The organism is Aeromicrobium panaciterrae, assembly GCF_031457275.1.
GTDB classification, from domain to species: Bacteria; Actinomycetota; Actinomycetes; order Propionibacteriales; family Nocardioidaceae; genus Aeromicrobium; species Aeromicrobium panaciterrae_A.
The window spans coordinates 2,093,424-2,116,833 of the sequence record NZ_JAVDWH010000001.1; the positions used below are offsets into that span (position 1 = coordinate 2,093,424).

Consider the following 23,410-nt stretch of genomic DNA (forward strand, 5'->3'; position numbering starts at 1 on the left):
GATCTGAGCGTGAATCAGGGGATCCAGTTGAACTCGTCCGGGTTCGGTCCCGTGCGGTGGCCCTTGTCTAGTGCCGAGATTGCCGCCACCTCGTCCTCGGACAGCTCAAAGTCGAAGATCTCGAAGTTCTCCCTGATCCGCTCGACCGTGACCGACTTGGGGAACACGATGTCGCCGCGCTGAATCTGCCAGCGAAGAGCCACCTGAGCGGGCGACTTGCCGTGAGCGTTGGCGATAGCCGCGATTTCAGGACTCTCGACGACAAGTCCCTGAGCAAGTGGCGACCATGCCTCAGTCGCGACACCGTTCTCGGTGTTGGCGGCGCGCGCCTCGTCCTGCGTCAGGAAGGGGTGCACCTCGATCTGATTGACCGCTGGTACGACCGTTCCCTCCTGGACGACGCGTCGCAGATGCGCCGGCTGGAAGTTGGAGACGCCGATCGCCTTGGCGCGACCAGACGCGTAGATCTCCTCGAGCGCACCCCACGTCTCGACGAAGTCGACATCGATGTCCGGCAGAGGCCAGTGGATGAGGAACAGGTCGAGGTAGTCGAAGCCCATCTTCTCGAGCGATCGGTCGAACGCCTTCGACGCGTCGTCGTGGGCGTGATAGCCGTTGTTGAGCTTGCTGGTGATGAACACCTCGCCACGATCGAGTCCAGACTCGGCGACTGCTTCGCCCACACCCTGCTCGTTGCGATACATCTGCGCGGTATCGATGTGGCGATAGCCAATCTCAAACGCCGCGAGAGTCGCCGCTTTCGTTTCGAACGGCTTCACCTGCCAGACACCGAAGCCGAGCTGCGGGATCTCAATTCCGTTGTTGAGCGTGATGTTGGGGACTGAAGTCATGACGCCACGCTACTGACTCCGTTCAACGGTCAGGCGAGCTGTGTTGCTGCGAAGACCGTCGGCGTGATCGCGATCAAGATCCAGATGGGTGACCAGAGCCCACGCTGCAGGATCGTGCGCACGATCCCGTACGTGATCAGTGCTAGGACACCCGACATCACCGTGAGCAGGATGGCGTCTCCCTGACGTCCCTGCCCATCGACGATGTGGCCCACAACGGCGAGTCCGATGATGCCGTGCACAGCGACAGCGAAAAAGCCGATCGCCGCAACTCGACGCTGGACTTTCCTGAGTGCAATCAGCTCGGCTGCGCGGTCGCGGGTTTCGATGGTCACGAGTCCATTCTCGCAGTTGGCGCTAACTTTCCTGACTCGGGCTCGTTCACCTTGGCAGGGAGTGAACTATCGAAAGAGGGAGCCTTTCATGCATCGAGTGACACTCACGATGGAGCTCAGCGGCGATGACGCGTACGTTGCGGTCGAGCAAGCGTTGAGCGCCATAGCCAATGTCACGCTCGCCCGCCTGCCTGAACACCAGATCAGCGTGACAATCGAGACCGACGATCCGGACCTCGTCGACATCGTTCGTGAGATCGCCTGGGAGTACGACCCTGCCGCTGTGCAGCAGTCGCTGGAGCTCGCCGACGTCTCCTGACGTCTAGGTGCGAATGAGCCGGCCTGTAAGCCGGATCCTGTCGTGGGCGACCATCCATCTGGGACGTCCATTGCTGAACGCCTCGTGCGACCTACCCGCTGACATTGGACGAGCAGCCCGTCAGCGCAGACCCGAAGGTCCTCTTGGTCTTGCTCCCGGTGGGGTTTACCTAGCCGCCCCGGTCACCCGGAGCGCTGGTGAGCTCTTACCTCACCGTTTCACCCTTACCCGCACCCGAAGGCCGCTGGCGGTTTGATTTCTGTGGCACTGTCCCGCACGTCGCCGTGGGTGGCTGTTGGCCACCACCGTCGCTCTACGGAGTCCGGACTTTCCTCGACATCGTGAGATGCCGCGGCCGCCCGGCCGACTCATTCGCGTCTCTCAGTCTACCGTCGCGGGCATGGGCTAGGCTGGTCGTACGAAAGGGAGTAGTCCCCAACGGTTGCATCGACATACTGAGCTCACGAAGTTGTGGGATCCGGTGCTTCAGGCCATCTCCGGATGGCGGACGAGACTTTCGACCAGTATTTGTCAATGACAATGCCTGGTCGAAGGCTTGTCATCCAAGGCTCTTCGTCCAGGCGGACGAGGAGCCTTTGCCGTGTACGCGGTCCTATTGAGTGCCGGGTTGGTGTTCATCGCCGAGCTTGGCGACAAGAGCCAGCTCATGTCGATGACCTTTGCGACCCGTTATCGAACCCGGACCGTGATCATCGGAGCCGGCCTCGGCTGCGCCCTCACAACCTTCGTTTCGGCATTCGTCGGGAACACCATCGGCGACAACCTTCCCCAACACGCAGTGCGCGTCGCTGCCGGTGTGCTGTTCCTGATCTTCGCCGCGCTGACGCTTCGCAACGTGCCATCTGACGACGCACCACCAGTCGAGCGAAAGCGCGGGGGTGCCGCCGTGCTGGTGGTCGCCGTCGCGTTCATCCTCGCCGAGCTCGGGGACAAGACCATGCTCGCCACCATGACGCTGTCCACGCAGTATCACTGGGTGTTGATCTGGATCGGCAGCCTCATTGGCGAGCTCACCGCGATCGTGCTCGCAGTGTTCGCGGGGCGCGCACTGCTTCAGATTCTCCCGATCCGTACGGTCCACATCGTGTCCGCTGCCCTGTTCGCCGCCGTCGGCGTCTGGATGCTCATCGGCTAAGTTCATCCGGTGCTGATCCTGCTCCCGCCTTCCGAGGGCAAGACCCGTCCCGCCACCGGTGCGCCGCTCGATCTCGAGTCGCTGTCGTTCCCGACGCTCACGCCCGTACGCGCTCAGCTCCTCCGCACGTTGATCAAGATGTGCTCGGGCAATCCCAAGCGCGCCATGCAAGCTCTCGGCCTTGGGCCGACCCAGGCCGAGGCGATCGAGATCAACGCGGGTCTCGATCAAGAGCCGACGGCGCGCGCAGACGAGATCTACACGGGCGTCCTCTACTCGATGCTCGACCTGCCAACTCTCGACCCCGCGTCGCGTTCACGCGCCGACGAGTCGTTGGCCATCGCGAGTGCCTTGTTCGGCCTCGTACGACCCAGCGATCACATCCCCGCGTACCGACTGTCCGGTGACGGATCGTTGCCGCGGCTCGGGACCGTCGCAAGCCGTTGGCGTACGCCGCTCCCCCGCGTCCTACAGGAAGCTGCTGGAGACGGGCTGGTGATCGATCTGCGATCTGGCATGTACGCCGCTCTGGGCAAACCGCCGGCTGACCGCACCGTGACGATGCGCGTACTCCACGAACACCAAGGTGTACGCAAGGTCGTCAGCCACTTCAACAAGGCAACCAAGGGACGGATCGTCCGAGCGATTCTCGAGTCTGGCGCCAATCCTGTCTCGATCGACGAGTTGCAGGACCTGCTGGGCGAGCTCGGTTGGACCGTCGAACGTCACGCACAACGCCTCGACGTCGTCGTGGCCGAGATCTAGTCCGGTACGACCGAAAAGTTGCGCAGCGACGGTGTGCCGTCCGGCCACCAGCTGATCGTCGTGATCGACGCCGGCGCGAGCTCCATCTTGTAGATCACCGGCATCGGGGCATCCAGCGCGAGCCGAACCATCATTTTGATCGGCGTGACGTGGCTGACCGCGACAACGGTCTTGCCCGCGTACGTTTCGATGAGCCGGTCGCGCGCCGCAGTCACCCGCTCATAGACCGAGTCGAACGGTTCTCCGCCTGGCGGCGCGACAGCAGTCGACCCGAGCCAGTGGTCAAGCTCTTCGGGCCAGCGCTCCATGACCTCGCCAAAACTGAATCCATCCCATTCGCCGAATGCTGCTTCGGCGATGCCCGCCTCAAGTTCGACGTCGAGTCCGAGCTCGCGTGACACGAACGCAGCCGTCTCACGCGTACGACGCAACGGGGAGGACACGATCGCATCGGCACCGCCGTGATTGGCGATCCAGGTGGCGGCCCGCTGGGCCTGCTCCTCGCCAGTCGAGGTCAGGCCGGGATCTGCTCCCCCGCTGCCGCAGAACAGCTTGCGCGTCGTCGACTCCGTGACGCCGTGGCGCAGCAGGATGATCGTTGTCGGCGCACCGTCGAGCCCGCTCTTCCAGCCGACGAGCGGATTCTTCTCCGTCTTCTTTTCAGCTGCGGCGCCATCCAGTGCCGCGTTGACCAAAGCATCGGCCGCCGAGTTCTCCTCGCGCGGAATCCAGGTCCATACCGTGCCGGTCGGAGCGAGCGTTTGCGCCTTGGCGGCGAGTGGCTTCATGTCGGGGTGCTTGATCTTCCACCGGCCAGCCATCTGCTCGATGACCAGCTTGGAGTCCATGCGTACTTCGACTTCAGCATCGGGTGCGTGATCGCGTACGAGTTCGAGCCCCGCGATGAGACCGCTGTACTCGGCCACGTTGTTGGTGGCTACACCGATGGTTTCACCGCGTTCAGCGATCACGGCGCCAGTGTCGGCGTCGCGGATCAAGGCTCCGTACGATGCCGGTCCCGGGTTGCCCCGCGACCCGCCATCAGCCTCGACGATGATGCGAGCTGTCACAGCCCTGACTCAGCGGTACGTACGAGGATGCGACTGCATTCGGGGCAGCGGAGCACCTCGTCCTCGGGCAGCGCGGCCAGTTCGCGCAGGTCAGCGCTGTTGATCTCGAGGCGGCAGCCTTCGCACTTCTTGGCACGAAGCGCGGCAGCACCGAGGCCGCCGTACTGCGCGCGCACCTTGTCGTACAGGTTCGTGAGGTCATCAGGAACGCTCTGAGCGCTCACGGCTCGCTCGGATTCAGCATCGGCGATCTGCTCGTCGAGAACGGCTACGGCAGCGTCGCGCGCTGCGATGGTCTGATCGAGCTCGGCCTGCACGTTCGACAGTTCGATCTGAAATGCGTCGAGTGCGGACTGTGCTTCTTCGAGCGCCTCCATGACCTCGAGCTCCTCATCCTCGAGCGTCGTGATGCGGCGCTCAAGGGCGGTCAGCTCGTGCTGCAGGCTGGCGAGATCCTTGGGGTTGGAGATCGCTCCGGAGGCCAGACGCTCTTCGTCGCGGGCGCGACGGGTTTTGACCAGTTCAACCTCGGCGTCAGCCTTGCGCTGATCACGGGTCAGGTCGTCCACGGCAGTTGCGGCTTCGATGCGAGTGCCATCGAGCTGGGTGACTCGAGCCTGCAATTCCGCGATCTTGGTGTGCTCCGGAAGGGACTTGCGGCGGTGCTGGAGCTGGGCAAGCGTCGAGTCCGTCGCCTGAAGGTCGAGCAGGGCGGCCTGGGCTGTGGGATCGGCTTTCACATGGACACCGTACCCGGCACGTGGGCGGTCCACGGATCGGTCACCAGCTCCGAGACTCGTACATCGACGCCCGTGACTCGAGCGCTCAACGCAGCGGCGGCCACAGGGAGCCAGGTCGACTCTGCGGCCCAGTGCGGAACGTCAATGACAGCGCACGCATCGGGGTTCTCCAGGTGCTCGCTGACCGGGTGATGCTTGAGGTCCGAGGTGACGTAGACGTCTGCACCTGCAGCGTCAGCGACGGGCAGGAGGAAGTCGCCCGAGCCACCGCAGAGGCCGACCGTGGTGATCAGTCGAGCGGGGTCCCCCGCCACCCGAGTGGCGCTGTGATGGGACGACAGACGCTCGGTCACCTGCTGGGCGAAGTCGGCGAGCGACATCGGAGTTGTCAGCGTTCCGATCCGTCCGTGTCCGCGGTCGGAACTGCGAGCCGCCAGCTCCAGCACGTCGTAGGCCGCTTCCTCGTACGGGTGAGCCTCGAGCAGCGCGGTTCGTACGGTTTCGCGCAGGGTGCGATCGGCGATCATCTCGATCCGGGTCTCAGCGACCTGCTCGACTGCGCCGACTGTCCCCACGGCGGGGCTCGCGCCATCCAGTGGGCGGAATGATCCGACGCCGGTCGACTGGAATTGTGCGGAGTCGTAGTCGCCAATGCGTCCTCCACCAGCGCCATGCATTGCCGCGGCCACCTTGTCGGCGTCCTCGGTGGGCACGAACACGACCCACTTGTCGATCGGTTCAACAGGATCCGCCGCCAGCGGTCGTACGTCCGTCAGCCCAATTGCGAGCGCCATCGACTCGGAGACTCCGAGTGGCGGGCTGTCCGCGTTGGTGTGGCAGGTATGGAGGGCGATGCCGTTCTTGATGAGGTCGTGGATCACGCGGCCCTTGGGGCTCGTCGCCGCGACCGATGTGACGCCCTTCAGATAGAGCGGGTGGTGAACGACGACCAGGTCAGCTCCCCAAGCGATTGCCTCGTCGACGACCGCCTGGACCGGGTCGACGGCGAACAGCACCTTGGAGACGTTCGCGTCGGGGTGGCCCGTGACGGTGCCTACGGCATCCCAGTCGTCGGCCCAGCGCGGGTCGTACAGACCGTCGAGGACGGCGACTACTTCACGCAAGGTGGGCATGCGTGAACTCTATCTGCGCGGGTCAGGCCACCACGGCGAGAGCAAACGGAAGGACCTGACCTGCACCGTTGTCGCGTAGTTCGCGTGCAGCAACCGTCATGGTCCACCGACTGTCGACTCGATCGTCGATCAGCAGGATCGGCTTGCCGTCAAGCGCCTGGATTTGTTCAGCAAGCTCGGCACCAACGGTGAACGCTCCCCATACGCCGGCGAGTCGGTAGGCGCTGTTGCCGCCCGGCTCTCCTCGTGGTCCTTCGCCAACCAGATCGAGAGCCCCGAGATCCTGGAGCTGCCCGATGCGGGCTATCCCCCGCGCGAATGAGTCCACCAGCAGTGGTTTGGATCGTGACGGGATGTTGACGACGGCAGCGGGTCGTTCGTCCCACTCCCAGTCTTTGAGTACGCGCACACAGGCACCCAGCAAGGCGTCGGTGATTGGCGCGTCCGGAGCGCCGGCCGCGAACACCTCGCGCAACGTCCCTCCCCAGCCGAGATCGGTGAGGCGAGCAACGGCACGGCCTGGCTCGGCACGCTCAGGCTCGGCGATCTTGCCTTTGGCGTGCTGGGAGCCCGTGGGCCACTGCGCCCGTGGGTCGATCTCGACGCCAACCTTGTCGAGCGACGAAGCAGCAACTTGTGCCGCGGACTCGTCGACTGCAGCCGGGTACCAAGCGCCAGCGCAGTTGTCGCATCGACCGCAGGGCGCGGCCGTTGGGTCGTCGAGGTCGGCTTGCAGCATTTCCATGCGGCACATGCTCGAGGTCTCGTAGGTGACCATCGACTGCTGCTCGGCAGCGCGCGCTTCGGCGATGCGCTCGTAGCGCTCTTTGTCGTACGTCCAGGGCTTGCCCGTCGCGATCCAACCGCCGGTGACCTTGCGAACAGCGCCGTCGACATCGAGCACCTTCAGCAGGAGCTCGAGCGGGGTACGTCGCAGATCTACGAGGGCCTCGAGGGCTGGCGTCGAAATCGGCGAATCGCTCAGCGCGTTGATGACTGCAGCGGCACGCGCCTCGTTGGGCATCGACGAAGTGGCGAAGTAGTGCCAGATGTCCGGATCCTCGCGTCCTGGGAGCAGTAGGACGTCAGCACTCTCGGTCGCGCGGCCGGCGCGGCCCACCTGTTGGTAGTAGGCAACCGGCGAGGAGGGGGCGCCGAGGTGGATGACGAAGCCAAGGTCCGGCTTGTCGAACCCCATGCCGAGGGCGCTCGTTGCCACTAATGCCTTGAGCTCGTTGTCCTTGAGCTGCTGCTCGAGTCCTTCGCGTTGGTCGGTGTCCGTACGGCCGGTGTAGGCGCGCACCTGATGACCGGCCTCTCGCAGGAGTCGAGCCGTGTCCTCGGCCGCCGACACGGTGAGCGTGTAGATGATGCCGCTGCCCGGCATGTCGCCGAGATGACTCAGCAGCCAGCCGAGACGCGCCCGCGAGTCGGACAGCTGGAGTACGCCGAGTCGCAAGGACGTACGCGCGAGCGATCCACGGATCGTCAGCACTTCACCAGCGGCACCGAGCTGCTCGGCGACATCGACGACGACCCGCTCATTTGCCGTCGCCGTGGTCGCGAGGACCGGCAGATCGGTCGGAAGGGCTGCGATGAGTTCGGCGAGGCGACGGTAGTCGGGTCGGAAGTCGTGGCCCCAGTCGGAGATGCAGTGGGCTTCGTCGACGACGAGCATTCCCATACGCGCGATCAGGTCCGGAAGTTGCTCATCGCGGAAGCGCGGGTTGTTGAGCCGTTCGGGAGAGACCAGCAGGACGTCGACTTCGTCAGCGGCGAGCTTGGCGAGCGTCTCGTCCCACTCGTGCGGATTGGCCGAGTTGATCGCGACGGCTCGTACGCCCGCACGCGCGGCAGCGGCCACCTGATCACGCATCAGGGCGAGCAGCGGAGAGACGAGCAATGTGGGTCCCGCACCTCGCTGGCGCAGCAACAGCGTCGCGATGAAGTAGACCGCTGACTTGCCCCAACCCGTGCGCTGCACGACCAGCGCTCGGCTGTGGTCATCGACCAGCGCACGTATCGCCTCGAGTTGACCGTCGTGGAACACCGCGTCCTCGCGGCCGGTCAGGGTACGCAGCGCGTCGAGGGCATCGGTCTCGGTGCTCGCGGTCGTCATGTGGCCACTGTGTCAGTCCCTCCCGACACCGCGCGCCTGCCGACCACAGTCAGATCGGGCGAGTCGCGATCACGGCGGTGCCGTCGACTTCTTCGTCGCGTTCCATCCAGGCCGAGAAGCCGGCGTCTTCGAGTGCGGTGATCGTCAGGGGTGCCTGCTCCTGGCTCGTCTCGATGAGCACGTAGCCGTCGGGCACCAACCACTCGCCGACCTCGGACGCAATGCGTCGGTGCACATCGACCCCGTCGGATCCCCCATCGAGCGCGACGGTCGCCTCGTACAAGCGCGCCTCAGGCGGCATCAGCTCGATGGCGTCAGTGGGTACGTAGGGCGCGTTGACGACGACGATGTCGACCCGGCCCTTCAAGTCAAAAGGGATGGCGGCGAAGAGATCGCCTTCGTGCACGTGGCCGTCGGGCTCGAGGTTGAGCCGAGCGCACGCGACAGCTGCCGGATCGATATCAGCGGCGTGCAGCTCGATGCCTTCGCAGGTCTCCAGCAGGGCAGCGCCGATTGCGCCCGCCCCGCAGCACAGGTCGACCACGATCGCTCCCGGCCTCGCGAGCCGGCCGGCTTCGTTGACGAGCACTTCCGTACGCCGGCGGGGCACGAACACGCCAGGCTCGACGATAATCCGCAGACCGGCGAACTCGACCCACCCGAGTACGTACTCGAGCGGTTCACCACCGACTCGACGCGCAACCATCGCTTCGAGCTCGTCGGCGTCGTCAGCGGCCTCGACAAGCAGGGCAGCTTCATCCTCGGCGTACACGCAGCCCGCGGCCCGCAGACGTTCAACAATCTCGGCTTGACTCACAGGGGCTCTGAGACCGCCATGAGCAGCGCCGGCAGCATCTCGCGAAGCTCCGTGGCATCGAAGGCGTCCGCGCTGGTCGACAAGAACGCATTGCGCATCGCTTCGTCGAAGACGCCCATGAGGATCAGGGTCATCTGCTCGACAGGGAGTGCCAGCTTGCGTTGGAGCGCTTCAACGGCGCCCGTGATGATCGTGGCGAACTCAGCCCGGGTCTGGGTCCAAAGCTCCTGATAGACGTCCGCAATCTCGCGCTGACGTACGCCATGGATCACGAACTCCTGGTGCACCAGGAACCACGTACGATCAGTCGGCTGACTTCCGAGGAACTGGTCGAGCACTCGCACGATCGTCTCGGCGTCGGTTTCGGCCGGCGACAGGAGCTCGATGTCGAGCGCTGCTTGCACCCGACCCAACATGAGGTCCTTCTCGCGCCTGAACAGGTCGAGTACGAGGTCGTCCTTGGACTCGAAGTTGGAATAGAAGGCACCGCGGGTGAACCCAGCGCGCTCGCAGATCTCTTCAACGGTTGCGCCCTGAATTCCACTCTCCGCCAGCACGTCCCGCGCCGCGTCGAGGAGTCGCTCGCGGGTCGCCTCGCGGCGTCGCGTGCTCTTCATCTCTGTGGTTGGCATCCCGCCACGATAACCGAGAACGAGGCCTTTGGATACATTGACGTATCCAATACAGAAACGTATCGTGAGCGTGTGTCGTCACTCCTGTACTCCCTCGGCCGATGGTCGTTCGTGCACCGACGACGCGTACTGGCGTTCTGGCTCGTCCTACTGATCGGCTCCGGCGCCCTGATGGGTGCCTTCTCCGAGGGCACCCGCAACTCGTTCGACATCCCCGGTACGGAGTCGCAGGCCTCCCTCGACACCCTCGAGCGCACGTTCCCTCAACTCAGCGGCGCCTCCGCTCAGCTGGTGATGGTGGCTCCCAAGGGTGCGACCTTCTCCGATCCCGAGATCAAAGCCGATGTCGCACGCACCTTGAAGACGATCGACAAGCTCGATTTCATCGAAAGCACCCTCTCGCCGTACAGCCCACTGATCGACCGTTCGATCGCCAAGGATGATCGAGCTGCCATGGCTCAGGTGCAGTTCATCGACGGGTTCGGTGACATCACCCCCGCGATGCTGACCAAACTCGAGGCCAAGGCCACACCCCTTCGCGATGCAGGATTCACCGCGGAGTTCGGCGGTGTGGCGTTCACCAACACCGGGCCCAAGCTCACCCCCACCGAGGCCGTCGGTGTCGCCATCACGTTCGTCGTATTGCTTCTGTTCTTGGGCAGCATCAGCGGCGCCATGATTCCCCTCGTCACGGCAATGGTCGGTGTCGGCGTCACGATGAGCATCACGTTTGCCGCCACCTCAGTTCTCACACTGTCGAGCGCTACGCCATTGCTCGCGTTGATGATCGGTCTCGCGGTCGGCATCGACTATGCGTTGTTCATCATCAGTCGCTACCGCGAAGAGCTCGCCCAGGGCATCGACGAGGAAGAGTCCACCGCCCGCGCCATTGCGACCGCCGGGTCCGCCGTGATCTTTGCCGGCGCAACCGTCATGATCGCGCTGGTCGGTCTCTCGGTCGCCAACATTCCGTTCCTCACAGCCATGGGGGTCGTGGCCGGAGGCGCCGTGGTCGTCGCGGTGCTCGTCGCACTCACTCTCCTTCCGGCGTTCATCGGTTTCGCCGGCACTCGCCTGACTCCCTCAGCTCGCGCCACCGAAAGTGCTGCCAGAGCGCGGTTCGCCCACCGCTGGGTTCGGGCGGTCACTCGCAGACCGGTTGCGACGATCGCGCTCGTCGTGGTCGCCCTCGGCTTCATGGCACTCCCCGCTCGAGGTCTTCTGCTGGCCCTCGACGACAACGGCATAGCGCCCACGTCCACGACCCAGCGCAAGGCATTTGACCTCGTCACCGAGCGATTCGGTCCGGGCTTCAACGCCCCCCTGCTGGTCGAGGCCAACATCGTCGACAGCACAGACCCCCTCGGACTTGTCGCCGGACTCAAGGCGGACATCGAGAAGATGGATGGCGTCGAGGCGATCATCCTGGCGACGCCCAACCCGAATGCCGACACCGCTGTCCTCGAGATCGTGCCGACCACCGGCGGCTCCGACGTGAAGACCGAGGACCTCGTCGAGCGCATCCGGGCAGCCGGGCCTGCGATCGAGAAGAAGCACGGCGTACGCACCACGGTCACCGGAGCCACCTCGATCCAGATCGACATCTCGTCTCGACTCAAGAGTGCGCTGCTGCCATTCGGCATCCTCGTCGTCGGCTTGTCGCTGCTCCTGCTCATGGCGGTGTTCCGGTCGATCCTCGTGCCACTCAAGGCGACCTTGGGCTACTTGTTGTCGCTCGGCGCCTCGCTGGGCGCAGTCGCGCTGGTGTTCAACGAGGGCTGGCTCAACGGCCTGCTCAACGTCGAACACACCGGACCCGTCATCAGCTTCTTGCCGATTGTCCTGATGGGCGTCCTGTTCGGCCTCGCGATGGACTACGAAGTCTTCCTCGTCTCCCGTATGAAGGAGGAGTTCGCGCGAACTCAGGACGCTTCCGGATCGATCGAGCGTGGCTTCGTCTCCAGCGGTCGGGTGGTCACGGCTGCGGCCGCGATCATGTTCGCCGTGTTCGCCGCCTTCGTTCCGGATGGAGACCCCTCGATCAAGCCAGTAGCCCTGGGCCTCGCCGTCGGTGTCTTCGTGGACGCCTTCCTGGTGCGGATGATCGTCGTGCCGGCCGCGCTGCAACTCTTCGGCGCTCGAGCTTGGTGGCTGCCCGCATCGATCGACCGCTGGCTCCCCCACGTCGACGTTGAAGGCGAAGGACTGCGTGCACGACTGACCCAGGCGACGTGGCCGGCCGATCGGGCCGACGTCGTCTTGACCGCCGAACGACTTGTCCTCGCTGCCCCGTACGACATCGATCGCGCTCCGCTCGACCTGCGCCTCGAGCGCGGGCGCTGGATGCTCGTCACCGGTCAAGACCGCGGAGTCAAGAACGCGCTACTGCTGACTCTCGCCGGCCGCCTCCCGTTCGCCGACGGACAGATGCGTGTCGCCGACCATCTCCTCCCGTACGAGGCCGGGCACGTACGTGCACGCGTACAGCTGGCCGAGTTCACCGGCATCAATGACCTCGACCCGCAGATGACCGTGGGCGAGCACGTTGCCCAGCAGCTCTCCGTCGGCACCCTGCGAGCCTGGATCGCCAAGTCACGCATCGACGAGGTCATCACCGGAATCAACTCCGCCCTGTTCGACGCCTATGCCTGGGCGCGCGCCGGCGACCCGCTGCCTCTGCGCAGGAACGACCGCGTCGCGTACTTGTCAGACCTCGAACGCCTGACCTTGGGAGTTGCGCTCTCACTGACCTCGAACCCCGACATCGTGATCATTCCCGACGTCGACGACCTGCGTTCGCCGAGCCAGATCCAGCTGTTCTGGTCGACTGTCGGCGCTCTCACTGGCATCGAAGGTCCCAGCGTCATCGCCAGCGTCACGTATGCCGCCGAGGGTCCTCACGACGTCGAGCACGTCGACATCGTCGAGCTGCCCGCCAGACTCCCCCACCACGAAATGGCTCACTGATGTTCACCTCCCGCTCCCTCCCCTGGTTCGAGCTCGCCCGGCTGACTCGCGCACGCCGTACGCGCATCGCGCTCCTGACGGTCATGGTCGTGCCGCTACTGGCCGGGCTGCTTCAGACGTTGACCGACGCGGGTGACGACGTCAGCACCGTCCGGGCCGCCATCGTCAACAACGACAAGATCGTGACGACCAAGGACCTCAAAGGCAACGAGATGCCTGTGGCGGTCGGGCGACTGCTTGCTGGCCAGCTCGCCGGAGACACCTCCACCGACAACTTCGACTGGGTCATCACCCACAGCAAGGACGCGGCCGCGGGACTGAAAGACGGCACGTACGGCGCCGTGCTGACGATCCCCGAGAACCTCTCGGCCTCCGCCATCTCGACCGCAGGCAAGAACCCCGAGCAGGGGACGCTGAGCATCGAAACGAACGACACCACGAGCTACCTCAACGGTCAGATCGCCCGCGTCGTCGGGAAGGCCACCACCTCGACGCTCAACGGATTCGTCACCACGACGTACCTCGACAATTTGTATGTCGGCTTCGGCACCATCAAGTCCTCCGTCGGCAAGGCAGCCGATGGTGCTGGTCAACTCGATGACGGAGCCCAGCAACTCAGCGACGGCCTGGCGCTGCTCAATCAGAAGACTGCGAGCTTCCCTGCCGATGCCAAGAAGCTCGACTCCGGTGTGGCTCAGCTCGACGACGGAGTCCAGCAGCTCGACAGTGGAGTCGCCAAACTCAAGGACGGCAGCGCCCAGCTCAAGAGCGGCTCAGCGCAGCTCGCCTCGGGTATGGACCAACTCGTCGCGAAGTGCCCCGGACTGATCCTGTTCCAGGCCTACTGCGACGGCGTCGCACAAGCTCGCGACGGAGCCAAGCAGCTCGCTGGCGGTACGGCGAAGCTCGACGGTGGTATCGGAACACTGAAGGGTGGCACCGCTGAGCTCGCAGACGGCACCGGACAACTGCACGATGGCACTCGCCAGCTCGCAGGTCAGGTTCCGCTGCTCGCCGACGCGATTTCGCAGGCTTCTGCCGGCGCAAGACTGCTCGCGGGTGGATCGAACAAGCTCGCGGACGGACTCGCCGACGGCGCCAAGCAGGTGCCGAACTACAGCGCCGGCGAACGGGCCCAGCTCAGCAAGGTCGTAGCGGCCCCAGTGACAGCCGAGACCGAAAAGATCAATGCTGTCGATTCCGCGACCCAGGCCCGCATTCCGTTTGTCCTGGCAGTTGCGCTGTTCCTTGGCGCACTCGCCACGTTCATCCTGCTCACCCCGCTCGCGGCTCGCGCCCTTGCGGCAGCACTACCCGGATGGCGAGCAACGTTCGCCGGCTACCTTCCCGCTCTGCTGCTCGCTGGCAGCCAGGTTGTCGCCCTGCTCGGGGTGTTCGCCCTGACCGATCGGCTCGGTGTCGAGCGGCCGGTCCAATTCACCTTGGTCGCGTTCGTCGCTGCTTGGAGCTTCACGGCGATCGTCCAGGCCCTGGTGGCTCTGTTCGGACGCGGCGGCACCTTCGCCGGAGCGGCCTGGCTGTTCGTTCAAGCCTCGATGTCTGATCCGAGCCAGCCAGCGGGCAGCCTTCCCAACCTGTTCGAAGCCGTGCGCACCCTCTCGCCGCTGAATCCGGCAATCGACGGTCTTCGCGGGGCCCAGACCGGCGGAGCCGGCATTACTGCCCCGATCATCGCGCTCTCCGTATGGCTGGTGCTGGGCCTCATCGCGACCTCGATCGCAGCTCATCGAGAGCGCACCGTCACTGTGACGCAGGTACAGATCAGCGCAGCATGAACTATGGCGGGTAGAGACTCGATCCCCTAGTTTCAGACCGTGACAATGAAGGTCGGTCGGACGCGGCAGGACGTTCTTGAGGACGGACGACACCGCACAAGGGCGAAGGTGACGTTCACCGACGGCACCCGTCGAGTCCTCACGTTTGTGACGTCACCCAACATTCCGTTCGTGAAGACGAACAAGGGCGATCTGTGGCTGCCAACCATGTTGATGGTGGCCAAACGCCGTGGTGAGGATCTGGAGCTCACGGACCCAATCTCCGAACGAGCTGCCTCAATCACCCGCATTCAGGACATCTTGTCGACCTGGTACCCGCAGCGGATGAAGCGAGTCGAGGTGCACGCGCCTCCCGCCGAGCGAAACCGCCGCCGACTGGGGTCACCGAAGAGGATCACTGGCACGTTCTTCACCGGCGGCGTGGACTCCTTCTACACCCTGACCAAGAACGCTGATCGCATCGGAGCGATCGTCTACGGCTTCGGCATTGACGTGCCACTCCGCGAGATCGAGGCCGTCGAACGCACCAACGCACTGCTTGAGGATGTCGCGGCCGAAAGCGGGGTGCGACTCTTGACCGCGAGGACAACGATCCGCAAGTTCCTGCAACCGGACACCCGCTGGGGTAGCGAGGCCCACGGCGCGGCTCTCGCCTCTCTCGCGACTCTGTTCTCTCCGATTGTCGACCGGATCCTCGTCCCTGCGTCCCACACGTACTCGAACGCTCCCAAATGGGGGTCACACCCCATGCTCGATGGCCTGTGGTCGACAGACCGTCTTGCCGTCGAGCACGACGGCTCGGAAGCCGGCCGTCCCTGGAAGGCTCAAGTGATCGCCGACAATCCAGTTGCCCAGCGGAATCTCCGCGTCTGTTACATGAAGTTCGCGGACATGAACTGCTGCCGCTGCCTCAAGTGTCAGCGCACCATGGCGGGCCTCGCAGCGATTGACCGCCTCGACGACTTCCCGACCTTCCACGAGCCACTCGACCTCGAACTGATGGCTGCCTACGTGATGCGCCGCCGGGGAAATGACGTCACCAACGTGCGCAATCTCTACGACTTCGTCCGGCGACAGCCAGGCCACGACGACATCAAGAAGATCCTTTGGGATCTGCTCGAAAAGCCCACGGTGTAGGCGGTTCAGAAGTCGCCAGGACGCCGTGGTCTATCTTTCTACCCGTGACGATGAAGGTCGGTCGAACGCGGCAGGACGTTCTTGAGGACGGTCGACACCGCACCAAGGTGAAGGTGACTTTCACCGACGGCAGCCGTCGAGTGCTCACGTTTGTGACGTCTCCCGACATTCCGTTCGTGAAGACGAACAAGGGCGATCTGTGGCTGCCGACCATGTTGGTCGTGGCGAAACGCCGTGGTGAGGATCTGGAGCTCACGGACCCGATCTCAGAGCGGGCCGCCTCGATTGCACGCGTTCAGGACATCTTGTCGACCTGGTACCCGCATCGAATGAAGCAGGTCGAGGTGCACGCGCCTCCCGCCGAACGAACCCGTCGCCGACTGGGGTCTCCACAGAAGATCACCGGCGCGTTCTTCACCGGCGGTGTCGACTCCTTCCACACGTTGACCAAGAACGCTGATCGCATCGGAGCGATCGTCTACGGCTTCGGCATCGATGTCCCCCTTCGCGAAAGGGAGGCCATCGCGCGTACCAACGCGCTCCTTGAGGATGTCGCGGCCGAAAGCGGAGTTCGACTCCTGACCGCCAGGACCACGATCCGCAAGTTCTTGGCCGAGGACACCCGCTGGGGAAGCGAAGCTCACGGCGCGGCTCTCGCCACCTTGGCGACGCTGTTCTCCCCAATCCTGGACCGGATCCTGATTCCCGCCACGCACACGTACGCGACCGGTCAAAAGTGGGGTTCTCACCCCTTGCTCGATGAGCAGTGGACCACCGACAGGCTCACCGTCGAGCATGACGGAGCCGAAGTCGGTCGATCGGTGAAGGCCCAACTGTTCGCCGACAATCCTGTTGCCCAAAGACACCTTCGCGTCTGTTACGAGAAGTTCACCGACATGAACTGCTGCCGCTGCCTCAAATGCCTACGCACCATGGCGTGCCTCGCCTCGATTGACCGTCTGGACAGCTTCCCCACGTTCCATGAGCCACTCGACCTCGAGCTGCTTGCCTCGAAAACGTTGCGGCCGCGCAAGGTCGCCCAGGCCCGCGAAATCTACAACTTCGTGCGCCGCCAGCCGGGGCACGACGACATCACCGAGGTTCTCCTGGGGATGCTCCAAAAAGCTGGCCACGAAAAATGATTGATGGTGACACCGGCCAAAGGACAGCCGGCCTCACCATCGAAGTGGGCGAAGAGGGATCCCTCGTCAAGGCCGTACGACGTGGCGGCTGCGCCGCGCCTGCGTACGGTCGGTGGTGGGGCCCGACTCGAGTACTCGCTTGGATTCACCGAAGGGCAGGGCTCCCAGAATGACTAAGGGCTCCTCACCTAGCACTCAGGTGGGGAGCCCTGTCCTTCGGTGGGCGAAGAGGGACTCGAACCCCCGACCTCCCGGGTGTAAACCGGATGCTCTAACCAACTGAGCTATTCGCCCTCGGGAACCAGCGGAACATTACCGCAGACCTACGCCGATCAAGAAAATGAAGCGGCTGCCAAGGTCTCGGGTCCCTGGCAGCCGCAGCAGCAATATCAAACCGCATCCGAGACTTGCTGCGCAGCCAAATTGACCAAGAATTCAGGAAATATCCGCAAGAACTTCACGAACGTCATTGAGGTTCCGTGGCTCGCCGATCCCCTGAACGATCTTCCAGCGCAGCAGACCTTCGCGATCAATCACATACGTACCCCGATTCGGGGCGCCCGCACCCTCGTTGAACGCGCCATACGAGCGAGAAACATCGCCATGCGGCCAGAAGTCGCTGAGCAACGAGAACTCGTATCCATCACGATCCGCGAACGCTCGGTTGGAGAAGAAGTGATCGCAGGAAACGGCCAAGATCTCGGCATCGAGCTCGGCGAAGTCACCGAGGTTGTCGCGGATCTCGCACAGCTCGCCCGTACAGATGCCACTGAACGCGAACGGGAAGAACACGAGCACGACGTTCTTCTCGCCGCGGAACGACGACAGCGAGATCTCCTCGCCATGCTGGTTCTTCAGGGTGAAGTCGGGAGCGACGTCACCGATCTCGATGGTTGCGTTCTCGAGTGACGTCACGAGTGTTTCGACTTTCCTGACGCCTTCGGCGTGGCACGCTCAACCCGGCTCAGCGTTCGCTCGCAGAGCTCGCTCAGCTTCACCGCTTGTGAGCGGTGAGGCGAGTCGCGGCCCATTCGGCTGACGCAGACGAAGTCGTCGTGGTCGACAGACCCGCGATTGGGGCAGCCTCTACGACGTCAGCGCCGGGCACATAGCCGGGCCGTCCGATCTTGGGAGTCAGCAGCCATACGGAGCCGCCCTCAACGAGGTCTTGCAGCGATCCGACGAGCTCGTCGACCAGGTCGCCGTCCCCATCGCGCCACCAGAGAATGACTCCGTCAACCACATCGCCGACGTCGCCGTCGACCAGGTTGTTTCCGGTGTGACGCTCGATCTCGACACGGAGCTCCTCGTCGACGTCCTCATCCCAGCCAAGCTCCTGGATGACGGTGTCAGGACCGAAGCCCAACTTGCCCGCGTCCACCGCGATGTCTCCCTACGTTCGTTGAAAACCTACTGAAAAGTAGGTTTGTCTGCCCTGTTGCCGGTATCACAGTAGCGAACCGAGGGTGGAATGATGGAGGGGTCCACAAGACACCAAGGGAGTGAGCATGTCGCCTACCGGCCAGGAACGTCCGCCCGTCATCCACGAGGGCCTGCCGACGCAGCTCCCTGACATCGACCCTGAAGAGACGGCGGAATGGGTCAGCTCGCTCGACGAGATGATCGAAAGCGGCGGACGTAGCCGCGCCCGGTACGTGATGCTCAAGCTCCTCGAACGTGCCCGCGAGCAGAACGTCGGCGTGCCTGCGCTGCGCAGCACTGACTTCATCAATACGATCCCGCCCGAGCGCGAACCCTGGTTCCCCGGCAACGAAGCGATCGAACGCCGCATCCGCTCCTACATCCGTTGGAACGCAGCCGTCATGGTTTCACGCGCCAACCGCCCGGGCCTCGGCGTCGGTGGCCACATCGCGACGTACCAGTCAGCAGCCAGCCTCTACGAGGTCGGCTTCAACCACTTCTTCCGTGGCAAGAACCACCCTGGCGGTGGCGACCACCTCTACTACCAAGGCCACGCAGCGCCCGGCATCTACGCGCGCTCGTTCCTTGAAGGCCGGCTCGACGAAGAACAGCTCGACCGGTTCCGCCAGGAGCGCTCGCACGGTGAAGGCAAAGGCCTCTCGTCCTACCCGCACCCTCGCCTCATGTCGGACTACTGGGAGTTCCCCACGGTCTCGATGGGCCTCGGCGCCATCAACGCGATCTACCAAGCGCGCTTCAACCGCTATCTCCACAACCGCGGCATCAAGGACACCAGCCAGCAGCACGTATGGGCGTTCCTTGGCGATGGCGAGATGGGCGAGGTCGAGTCGCTCGGCGCGATCGGTGTCGCAGCTCGCGAAGAGCTCGACAACCTGACGTTCGTCATCAACTGCAACCTGCAGCAGCTCGACGGCCCCGTACGCGGCAACGGCAAGATCATCCAGGAGCTGGAGTCCTACTTCCGCGGCGCCGGCTGGAACGTCATCAAGGTCGTATGGGGTCGCGAGTGGGACGACTTGCTCGCCCGCGACACCGACGGCGCTCTCGTCAACCAGATGAACCGCACCCCCGACGGCGAGTTCCAGACGCTGTCGGTGGAGTCGGGTGCCTACAACCGCGAGAACTTCTTCGGCCCCGACCCGCGCCTGCAGAAGATGGTCGAGCACCTCTCGGACGAAGAGATCGAGCGTCTCCCCCGCGGTGGCCACGACTACCGCAAGGTCTACGCCGCGTTCGAGGCTGCACAGAAGCACACCGGCCAGCCGACCGTGATCCTCGCGCACACCATCAAGGGCTGGCTCCTCGAGTCGTTCCAGGGCCGCAACGCGACCCACCAGATGAAGAAGCTGACCAAGGACGACCTCAAGGGCTTCCGCGATCGCCTCAACATTCCGATCTCCGACGAGCAGATCGACGGCTCCGACATCGCGCCGTTCTATCACCCGGGCGACGACAGCGAAGAGATCCAGTACATGAAGGCCCGCCGCGATGCTCTTGGCGGATCGCTGCCCAAGCGCGTCGTCAGCCCGGTCAGCGTGAAGCTGCCCGAGGACTCGATGTACGACGAGCTCAAGAAGGGCTCGGGCAAGCAACAGATCGCGACGACGATGGCTTTCGTACGTCTTCTGCGCGATCTGATGAAGGACCCCGAGATCGGACAGCGCATCGTGCCGATCGCGCCTGACGAGTACCGCACCTTCGGCATGGACTCGATGTTCCCGTCGGCCAAGATCTACAACCCGGCTGGCCAGACGTACGACGCCGTCGACCGCAAGCTGCTCCTCGCCTACAAGGAGTCCAAGCAGGGCCAGCTCCTCCACGAGGGCATCAGCGAGGCCGGCGCCATGGCGTCAGCCACGGCCGCAGGCAGCGCGTACGCGACGCATGGCGAGCCGATGATCCCGATCTACATGTTCTATTCGATGTTCGGCTTCCAGCGGACCGCCGACTCGATCTGGGCCATGGCTGACCAGCTGGCGCGCGGATTCCTGATTGGCGCCACTGCGGGTCGTACGACGCTCACCGGCGAAGGTCTGCAGCACGCTGACGGTCACTCGCCACTGATCGCGCAGACCAACCCCGCGGTCGTGCACTACGACCCGGCGTTCGGCTTCGAGATCAGCCACATCATGCAGTACGGCCTTGAGCGCATGTACGGCACAACGGACGCCAAGCCGCACGGCGAAGACATCATCTTCTACCTGACGGTCTACAACGAGGCGTACGTACAACCACCGCAGCCGGCTGACCTCGACGTCGAAGGACTGCTCAAAGGCACGTACCTCTACCGCAAGGCACTGAGCGGCGAATCAACCGCGCGCATCATGGCGTCCGGCGTCGCAGTGCCGTGGGCGCTCAAGGCTCAGGAGATCCTCGCGACCGAGTACGGCGTACCTGCCGACGTGTGGTCTGTGACGTCGTGGAACGAGCTCGCGCGGGACGCCGTCGAGGCCGAGCGTTGGAACCTCAACAACCCCGGCGAGTACAGCCGTATGCCCTACGTGACGGTCAAGTTGATGGACACGTCCGCCGTGACAGTCGCCGTCAGCGACTACATGCGCGCCGTGCCTGATCAGATCGCCCGTTGGGTGCCTGGTCCGTGGCAGTCACTCGGAACTGATGGCTTCGGCTTCGCGGACACCCGTGCCGCAGCACGTCGAACGTTCCAGGTCGACGCCGAGTCAATCGTCGTCAGCGTCCTGCAGAGCCTCGCTCATCGCGGCCTGGTCGCGCCTGAGACTGCACGTGACGCGTTCACGCGGTTCCGCATCGACGACCCGACTGCCGTGACCGGAGTGCCGCAGGAAGGCGGAGACGCCTAGGAGCGTCTTACGGGGAGATGGCCCTCATCTCCCCTTAAGGATCCACCCCTAGGATGAACTGCATGCGACGTTGGCCCTACACCTTTGGCGTGTGCCTTTCCATCGTCGTAGGCGTCACCGCGATCATCGCTTCACAACGACTCGACGTGAAGTTGCGAGACCCTGACGGATTCCTCGGGCCCGCCTACGTACGTCTCCCCGTGATCGGACTGCTGTTCTTCGCAGTCGGCGTCATCCCCGTGGCGATTCGCCGCGGCTGGCGCAAAGGATTCGGTGGAGTCGTGGGAGCATTCCGCGACATCATCAAGGCGGACTGGAGCCTCAAGCGCGTTGGCTACATCGCGACCGGACTCATCACCTTCTACGTCTGTTACGTCAGTTACCGCAACCTCAAGAGCGATCTCCCGCTGATCCGCGAAGGTGTCCTGTACGACCGCGACATGCTGCGGTTCGACCACTACCTGTTCTTCCAGCACAACCCTGCTGAGGTGCTACACAACTTCCTCGGCACTGATGTCGCCGCACAGGTGCTTGCCACGGCATACGTGGCCTACCTGCCGCTCATCCCGCTGACGCTCGGTGCGTTCCTGGTGTGGGGCAAGGACCTCTCGCTTGGCGCCTGGTACGCCACTGCGTTGAGCCTCAACTGGGTGCTCGGCGTCGTGAGCTACTACTCGCTGCCGACTCTCGGTCCGGCGTTCGCGCAGTCGTCGATGTTCCAAGACCTCCCGGTCACAGGCGTGACGGCACTGCAACGCTCATTGTTCAGAGCTGGGGCGGGCTTCAAGGAAGATCCGGGGGGCAGCTCGACGTACGGCATCGCCGGCTTCGCTTCGCTGCACGTGTCAGTCGTCGTGACAGCGTGCATCTTCTTCGAGCGCACCGGCCAGAAGCTCGCGATCCGCGTGCTCGCCTGGGCGTTCTTGGTCATGACGATCCTCGCCACGATCTACTTCGGTTGGCACTACATCCCGGACGATGTCGCGGGTCTGTTCATCGGCTGGCTGTCGGTCTCGATCGGCGCCTGGGCCTCAGGCAATCGCGGGCGACGGCGACGAAGTCCGGCGCGTGAGGCCGAGATCGCCTCAAAGGCCGACATCGCCGATCCAGAACCGGCCGCAGAATCAGTTAGCTGATCGCGGGCTGAGCGGCCGCTTCGGCTCCGGTCGGAACGCTCTCGAGCTCGAACTGGTCGCCACGGCGCAGCAGCGCGCGCCACTTGCCCCTGTGATAGTGAGCCGGCTCGTTGTCAGCGATGAACTTCGTCACGATACGTACGAAGTCCTTCGGGTGATCCTTGTGCGGGAAGTGGCCCGAATCTTCAAAGACGTGGACGTCAGACATCTCGTGCGTGGGTGCCATGTCGGCGTGCGCTGACGGGATGACCATGTCCTGGCGGCCCCATACGACGAGCACCGGCATCAGTCGCGCCAGGTAGCTGCGATCGGTCATGGTGACGAACTGGCCGCGCCAGTTGAGGACATGGCTGGTGACGCGCTGCACGGCCGTACGCTGCGCCGGATCGCCGAGAGTCTCGTAGATGCGAGCGACTTCGTCGAGGTCGCGGGTGGCGCTGAGCGGTGACTTGGCCAGGGTTCGCAAGGCGCCCGCAACGACGGGGCGCCACGGCTTGAACGTCGCCGCCGCCAGCACTGCACCGCTGCCCGGCACCGTGAGGAAGCGAATGAGTGGAGTGACTTCCTTGCCGAGGCCACCGGTCGAGACCAGGATCACGCGCTCGGTGCGGTCGGGGAACTGATAGGCGAACTGCATCGCCACACCGCCACCGAAGCTGTGACCGACGACGGTCACCTTGTCGATGCCAAGGACAGTCAGCAGGTCACGCATACCGTTGGCGTAGCCGCCGAGCGAGTAGTCAGCGTTGGGCTTGTCGGACTCGCCGTGACCGAGCAGGTCAGGAGCGATAACCGTGAACTGCTTCGACAGCGCCGGGATGACGTCAACCCAAGTCGACGAGTCACAGCCGAGCCCGTGCAGAAGCAGCAGGGCGGGGCCAGATCCGGATATGCGGAACGCGCGACGGTAACCGTGAACGGTGAGGTATTGGACTTCGCCAAGCGTCTCCATCGCCTCATCCTAAGGTGGCCAGGGAGCATCCAAACGGTGAACCCCGATAGATGCGTACGTGACTCTCCACACGCGACA

At 64.1% G+C, this 23,410-nt stretch carries 20 protein-coding genes, 1 tRNA gene and 1 other RNA gene; 9 read left to right on the forward strand and 13 right to left on the reverse strand.

The genetic code is table 11. The features are described from left to right. Positions 1-14 precede the first annotated feature (14 nt). Positions 15-851 (reverse strand): aldo/keto reductase, encoded by an 837-nt coding sequence (locus J2X11_RS10685; RefSeq protein WP_309970555.1) that lies wholly within the window; start codon positions 849-851, stop codon positions 15-17. Positions 852-880: 29 nt separating this feature from the next. Next, positions 881-1,186, reverse strand: coding sequence for a hypothetical protein (locus J2X11_RS10690; RefSeq protein WP_309970558.1), 306 nt, complete (start codon positions 1,184-1,186; stop codon positions 881-883). 88 nt (positions 1,187-1,274) lie between these two features. Here J2X11_RS10690 and J2X11_RS10695 point away from each other — a divergent pair, with 88 nt between their 5' ends. Continuing rightward, positions 1,275-1,505, forward strand: a complete 231-nt coding sequence (locus J2X11_RS10695; RefSeq protein WP_309970560.1) for a hypothetical protein — start codon at positions 1,275-1,277, stop codon at positions 1,503-1,505. 10 nt (positions 1,506-1,515) lie between these two features. On the opposite strand, the gene rnpB is transcribed toward J2X11_RS10695, so the two are convergent. After that, an RNA gene (rnpB, locus tag J2X11_RS10700) (RNase P RNA component class A) lies at positions 1,516-1,876 on the reverse strand. Positions 1,877-2,106: 230 nt separating this feature from the next. On the opposite strand from rnpB, the gene J2X11_RS10705 reads away from it, so the two are divergent. Together J2X11_RS10705 and J2X11_RS10710 are read left to right on the forward strand one after the other, a co-directional pair. Next, complete coding sequence (locus J2X11_RS10705; protein WP_309970562.1) at positions 2,107-2,661, forward strand: TMEM165/GDT1 family protein; 555 nt, start codon at positions 2,107-2,109, stop codon at positions 2,659-2,661. A 9-nt stretch (positions 2,662-2,670) separates the two neighbouring features. Next, positions 2,671-3,426 carry a YaaA family protein gene (locus tag J2X11_RS10710; RefSeq protein ID WP_309970565.1) on the forward strand — a complete coding sequence of 252 codons (756 nt, stop codon included), beginning with the start codon at positions 2,671-2,673 and terminating at the stop codon, positions 3,424-3,426. Here the strand turns inward: J2X11_RS10710 and J2X11_RS10715 are convergent. Genes J2X11_RS10715 through J2X11_RS10740 form a run of 6 tightly spaced genes read right to left on the reverse strand, consistent with a single transcriptional unit; the run spans position 3,423 to position 9,937 of the window. Continuing rightward, positions 3,423-4,496, reverse strand: coding sequence for a histidine phosphatase family protein (locus J2X11_RS10715; RefSeq protein WP_309970568.1), 1,074 nt, complete (start codon positions 4,494-4,496; stop codon positions 3,423-3,425). The genes J2X11_RS10710 and J2X11_RS10715 overlap by 4 nt on opposite strands. After that, positions 4,493-5,236 carry a zinc ribbon domain-containing protein gene (locus tag J2X11_RS10720; RefSeq protein ID WP_309970571.1) on the reverse strand — a complete coding sequence of 248 codons (744 nt, stop codon included), beginning with the start codon at positions 5,234-5,236 and terminating at the stop codon, positions 4,493-4,495. Before J2X11_RS10720 ends, J2X11_RS10715 begins: the two co-directional genes overlap by 4 nt. Then, the gene (locus J2X11_RS10725) at positions 5,233-6,369 is read right to left on the reverse strand and encodes a Nif3-like dinuclear metal center hexameric protein (protein ID WP_309970575.1); all 1,137 of its coding nucleotides are present in this window, start codon (positions 6,367-6,369) and stop codon (positions 5,233-5,235) included. The genes J2X11_RS10720 and J2X11_RS10725 overlap by 4 nt, the downstream gene beginning before the upstream one ends. Positions 6,370-6,391: 22 nt before the next feature. Beyond that, entirely contained in the window at positions 6,392-8,488 is a 2,097-nt protein-coding gene (locus J2X11_RS10730) for a RecQ family ATP-dependent DNA helicase (RefSeq protein ID WP_309970578.1), read from the reverse strand. 49 nt (positions 8,489-8,537) lie between these two features. Then, positions 8,538-9,305, reverse strand: a complete 768-nt coding sequence (locus J2X11_RS10735) for a putative protein N(5)-glutamine methyltransferase (protein WP_309970582.1) — start codon at positions 9,303-9,305, stop codon at positions 8,538-8,540. Then, a complete protein-coding gene (locus J2X11_RS10740) occupies positions 9,302-9,937 on the reverse strand; it encodes a TetR/AcrR family transcriptional regulator (protein WP_309970585.1) in 636 nt (211 codons plus the stop codon). The genes J2X11_RS10735 and J2X11_RS10740 overlap by 4 nt, the downstream gene beginning before the upstream one ends. Before the next feature lie 72 nt (positions 9,938-10,009). On the opposite strand from J2X11_RS10740, the gene J2X11_RS10745 reads away from it, so the two are divergent. Genes J2X11_RS10745 through J2X11_RS10760 form a run of 4 tightly spaced genes read left to right on the forward strand, consistent with a single transcriptional unit; the run spans position 10,010 to position 16,979 of the window. Further along, positions 10,010-12,904 (forward strand): MMPL family transporter, encoded by a 2,895-nt coding sequence (locus J2X11_RS10745; RefSeq protein ID WP_309970587.1) that lies wholly within the window; start codon positions 10,010-10,012, stop codon positions 12,902-12,904. Then, positions 12,904-14,700: a YhgE/Pip family protein gene (locus J2X11_RS10750; protein WP_309970590.1), complete on the forward strand. Its 1,797-nt coding sequence runs from the start codon at positions 12,904-12,906 to the stop codon at positions 14,698-14,700. Before J2X11_RS10745 ends, J2X11_RS10750 begins: the two co-directional genes overlap by 1 nt. A 39-nt stretch (positions 14,701-14,739) precedes the next feature. Next, positions 14,740-15,837, forward strand: coding sequence for a hypothetical protein (locus J2X11_RS10755; RefSeq protein ID WP_309970593.1), 1,098 nt, complete (start codon positions 14,740-14,742; stop codon positions 15,835-15,837). A 44-nt stretch (positions 15,838-15,881) separates the two neighbouring features. Then, positions 15,882-16,979, forward strand: coding sequence for a hypothetical protein (locus J2X11_RS10760; protein ID WP_309970596.1), 1,098 nt, complete (start codon positions 15,882-15,884; stop codon positions 16,977-16,979). Positions 16,980-17,199: 220 nt separating this feature from the next. On the opposite strand, the gene J2X11_RS10765 is transcribed toward J2X11_RS10760, so the two are convergent. The 3 genes from J2X11_RS10765 to J2X11_RS10775 form a co-directional block, all read right to left on the reverse strand. Then, a tRNA-Val gene (locus J2X11_RS10765) sits at positions 17,200-17,273 on the reverse strand. Positions 17,274-17,414: 141 nt separating this feature from the next. Beyond that, positions 17,415-17,894, reverse strand: a complete 480-nt coding sequence (locus J2X11_RS10770; protein ID WP_309970599.1) for a peroxiredoxin — start codon at positions 17,892-17,894, stop codon at positions 17,415-17,417. A 79-nt stretch (positions 17,895-17,973) separates the two neighbouring features. Beyond that, positions 17,974-18,360: a DUF3052 domain-containing protein gene (locus J2X11_RS10775; RefSeq protein ID WP_309970602.1), complete on the reverse strand. Its 387-nt coding sequence runs from the start codon at positions 18,358-18,360 to the stop codon at positions 17,974-17,976. 127 nt (positions 18,361-18,487) lie between these two features. On the opposite strand from J2X11_RS10775, the gene aceE reads away from it, so the two are divergent. Both aceE and J2X11_RS10785 read left to right on the forward strand, forming a co-directional pair. Beyond that, positions 18,488-21,244 (forward strand): pyruvate dehydrogenase (acetyl-transferring), homodimeric type, encoded by a 2,757-nt coding sequence (aceE, locus tag J2X11_RS10780; protein ID WP_309970605.1) that lies wholly within the window; start codon positions 18,488-18,490, stop codon positions 21,242-21,244. Positions 21,245-21,306: 62 nt separating this feature from the next. Further along, positions 21,307-22,380 carry a phosphatase PAP2 family protein gene (locus J2X11_RS10785; protein WP_309970608.1) on the forward strand — a complete coding sequence of 358 codons (1,074 nt, stop codon included), beginning with the start codon at positions 21,307-21,309 and terminating at the stop codon, positions 22,378-22,380. Here J2X11_RS10785 and J2X11_RS10790 read toward each other — a convergent pair. Further along, positions 22,373-23,332 carry an alpha/beta fold hydrolase gene (locus J2X11_RS10790; RefSeq protein ID WP_309970611.1) on the reverse strand — a complete coding sequence of 320 codons (960 nt, stop codon included), beginning with the start codon at positions 23,330-23,332 and terminating at the stop codon, positions 22,373-22,375. The two genes, J2X11_RS10785 and J2X11_RS10790, sit on opposite strands and share 8 nt — an antisense overlap. Positions 23,333-23,410: the final 78 nt, after the last annotated feature.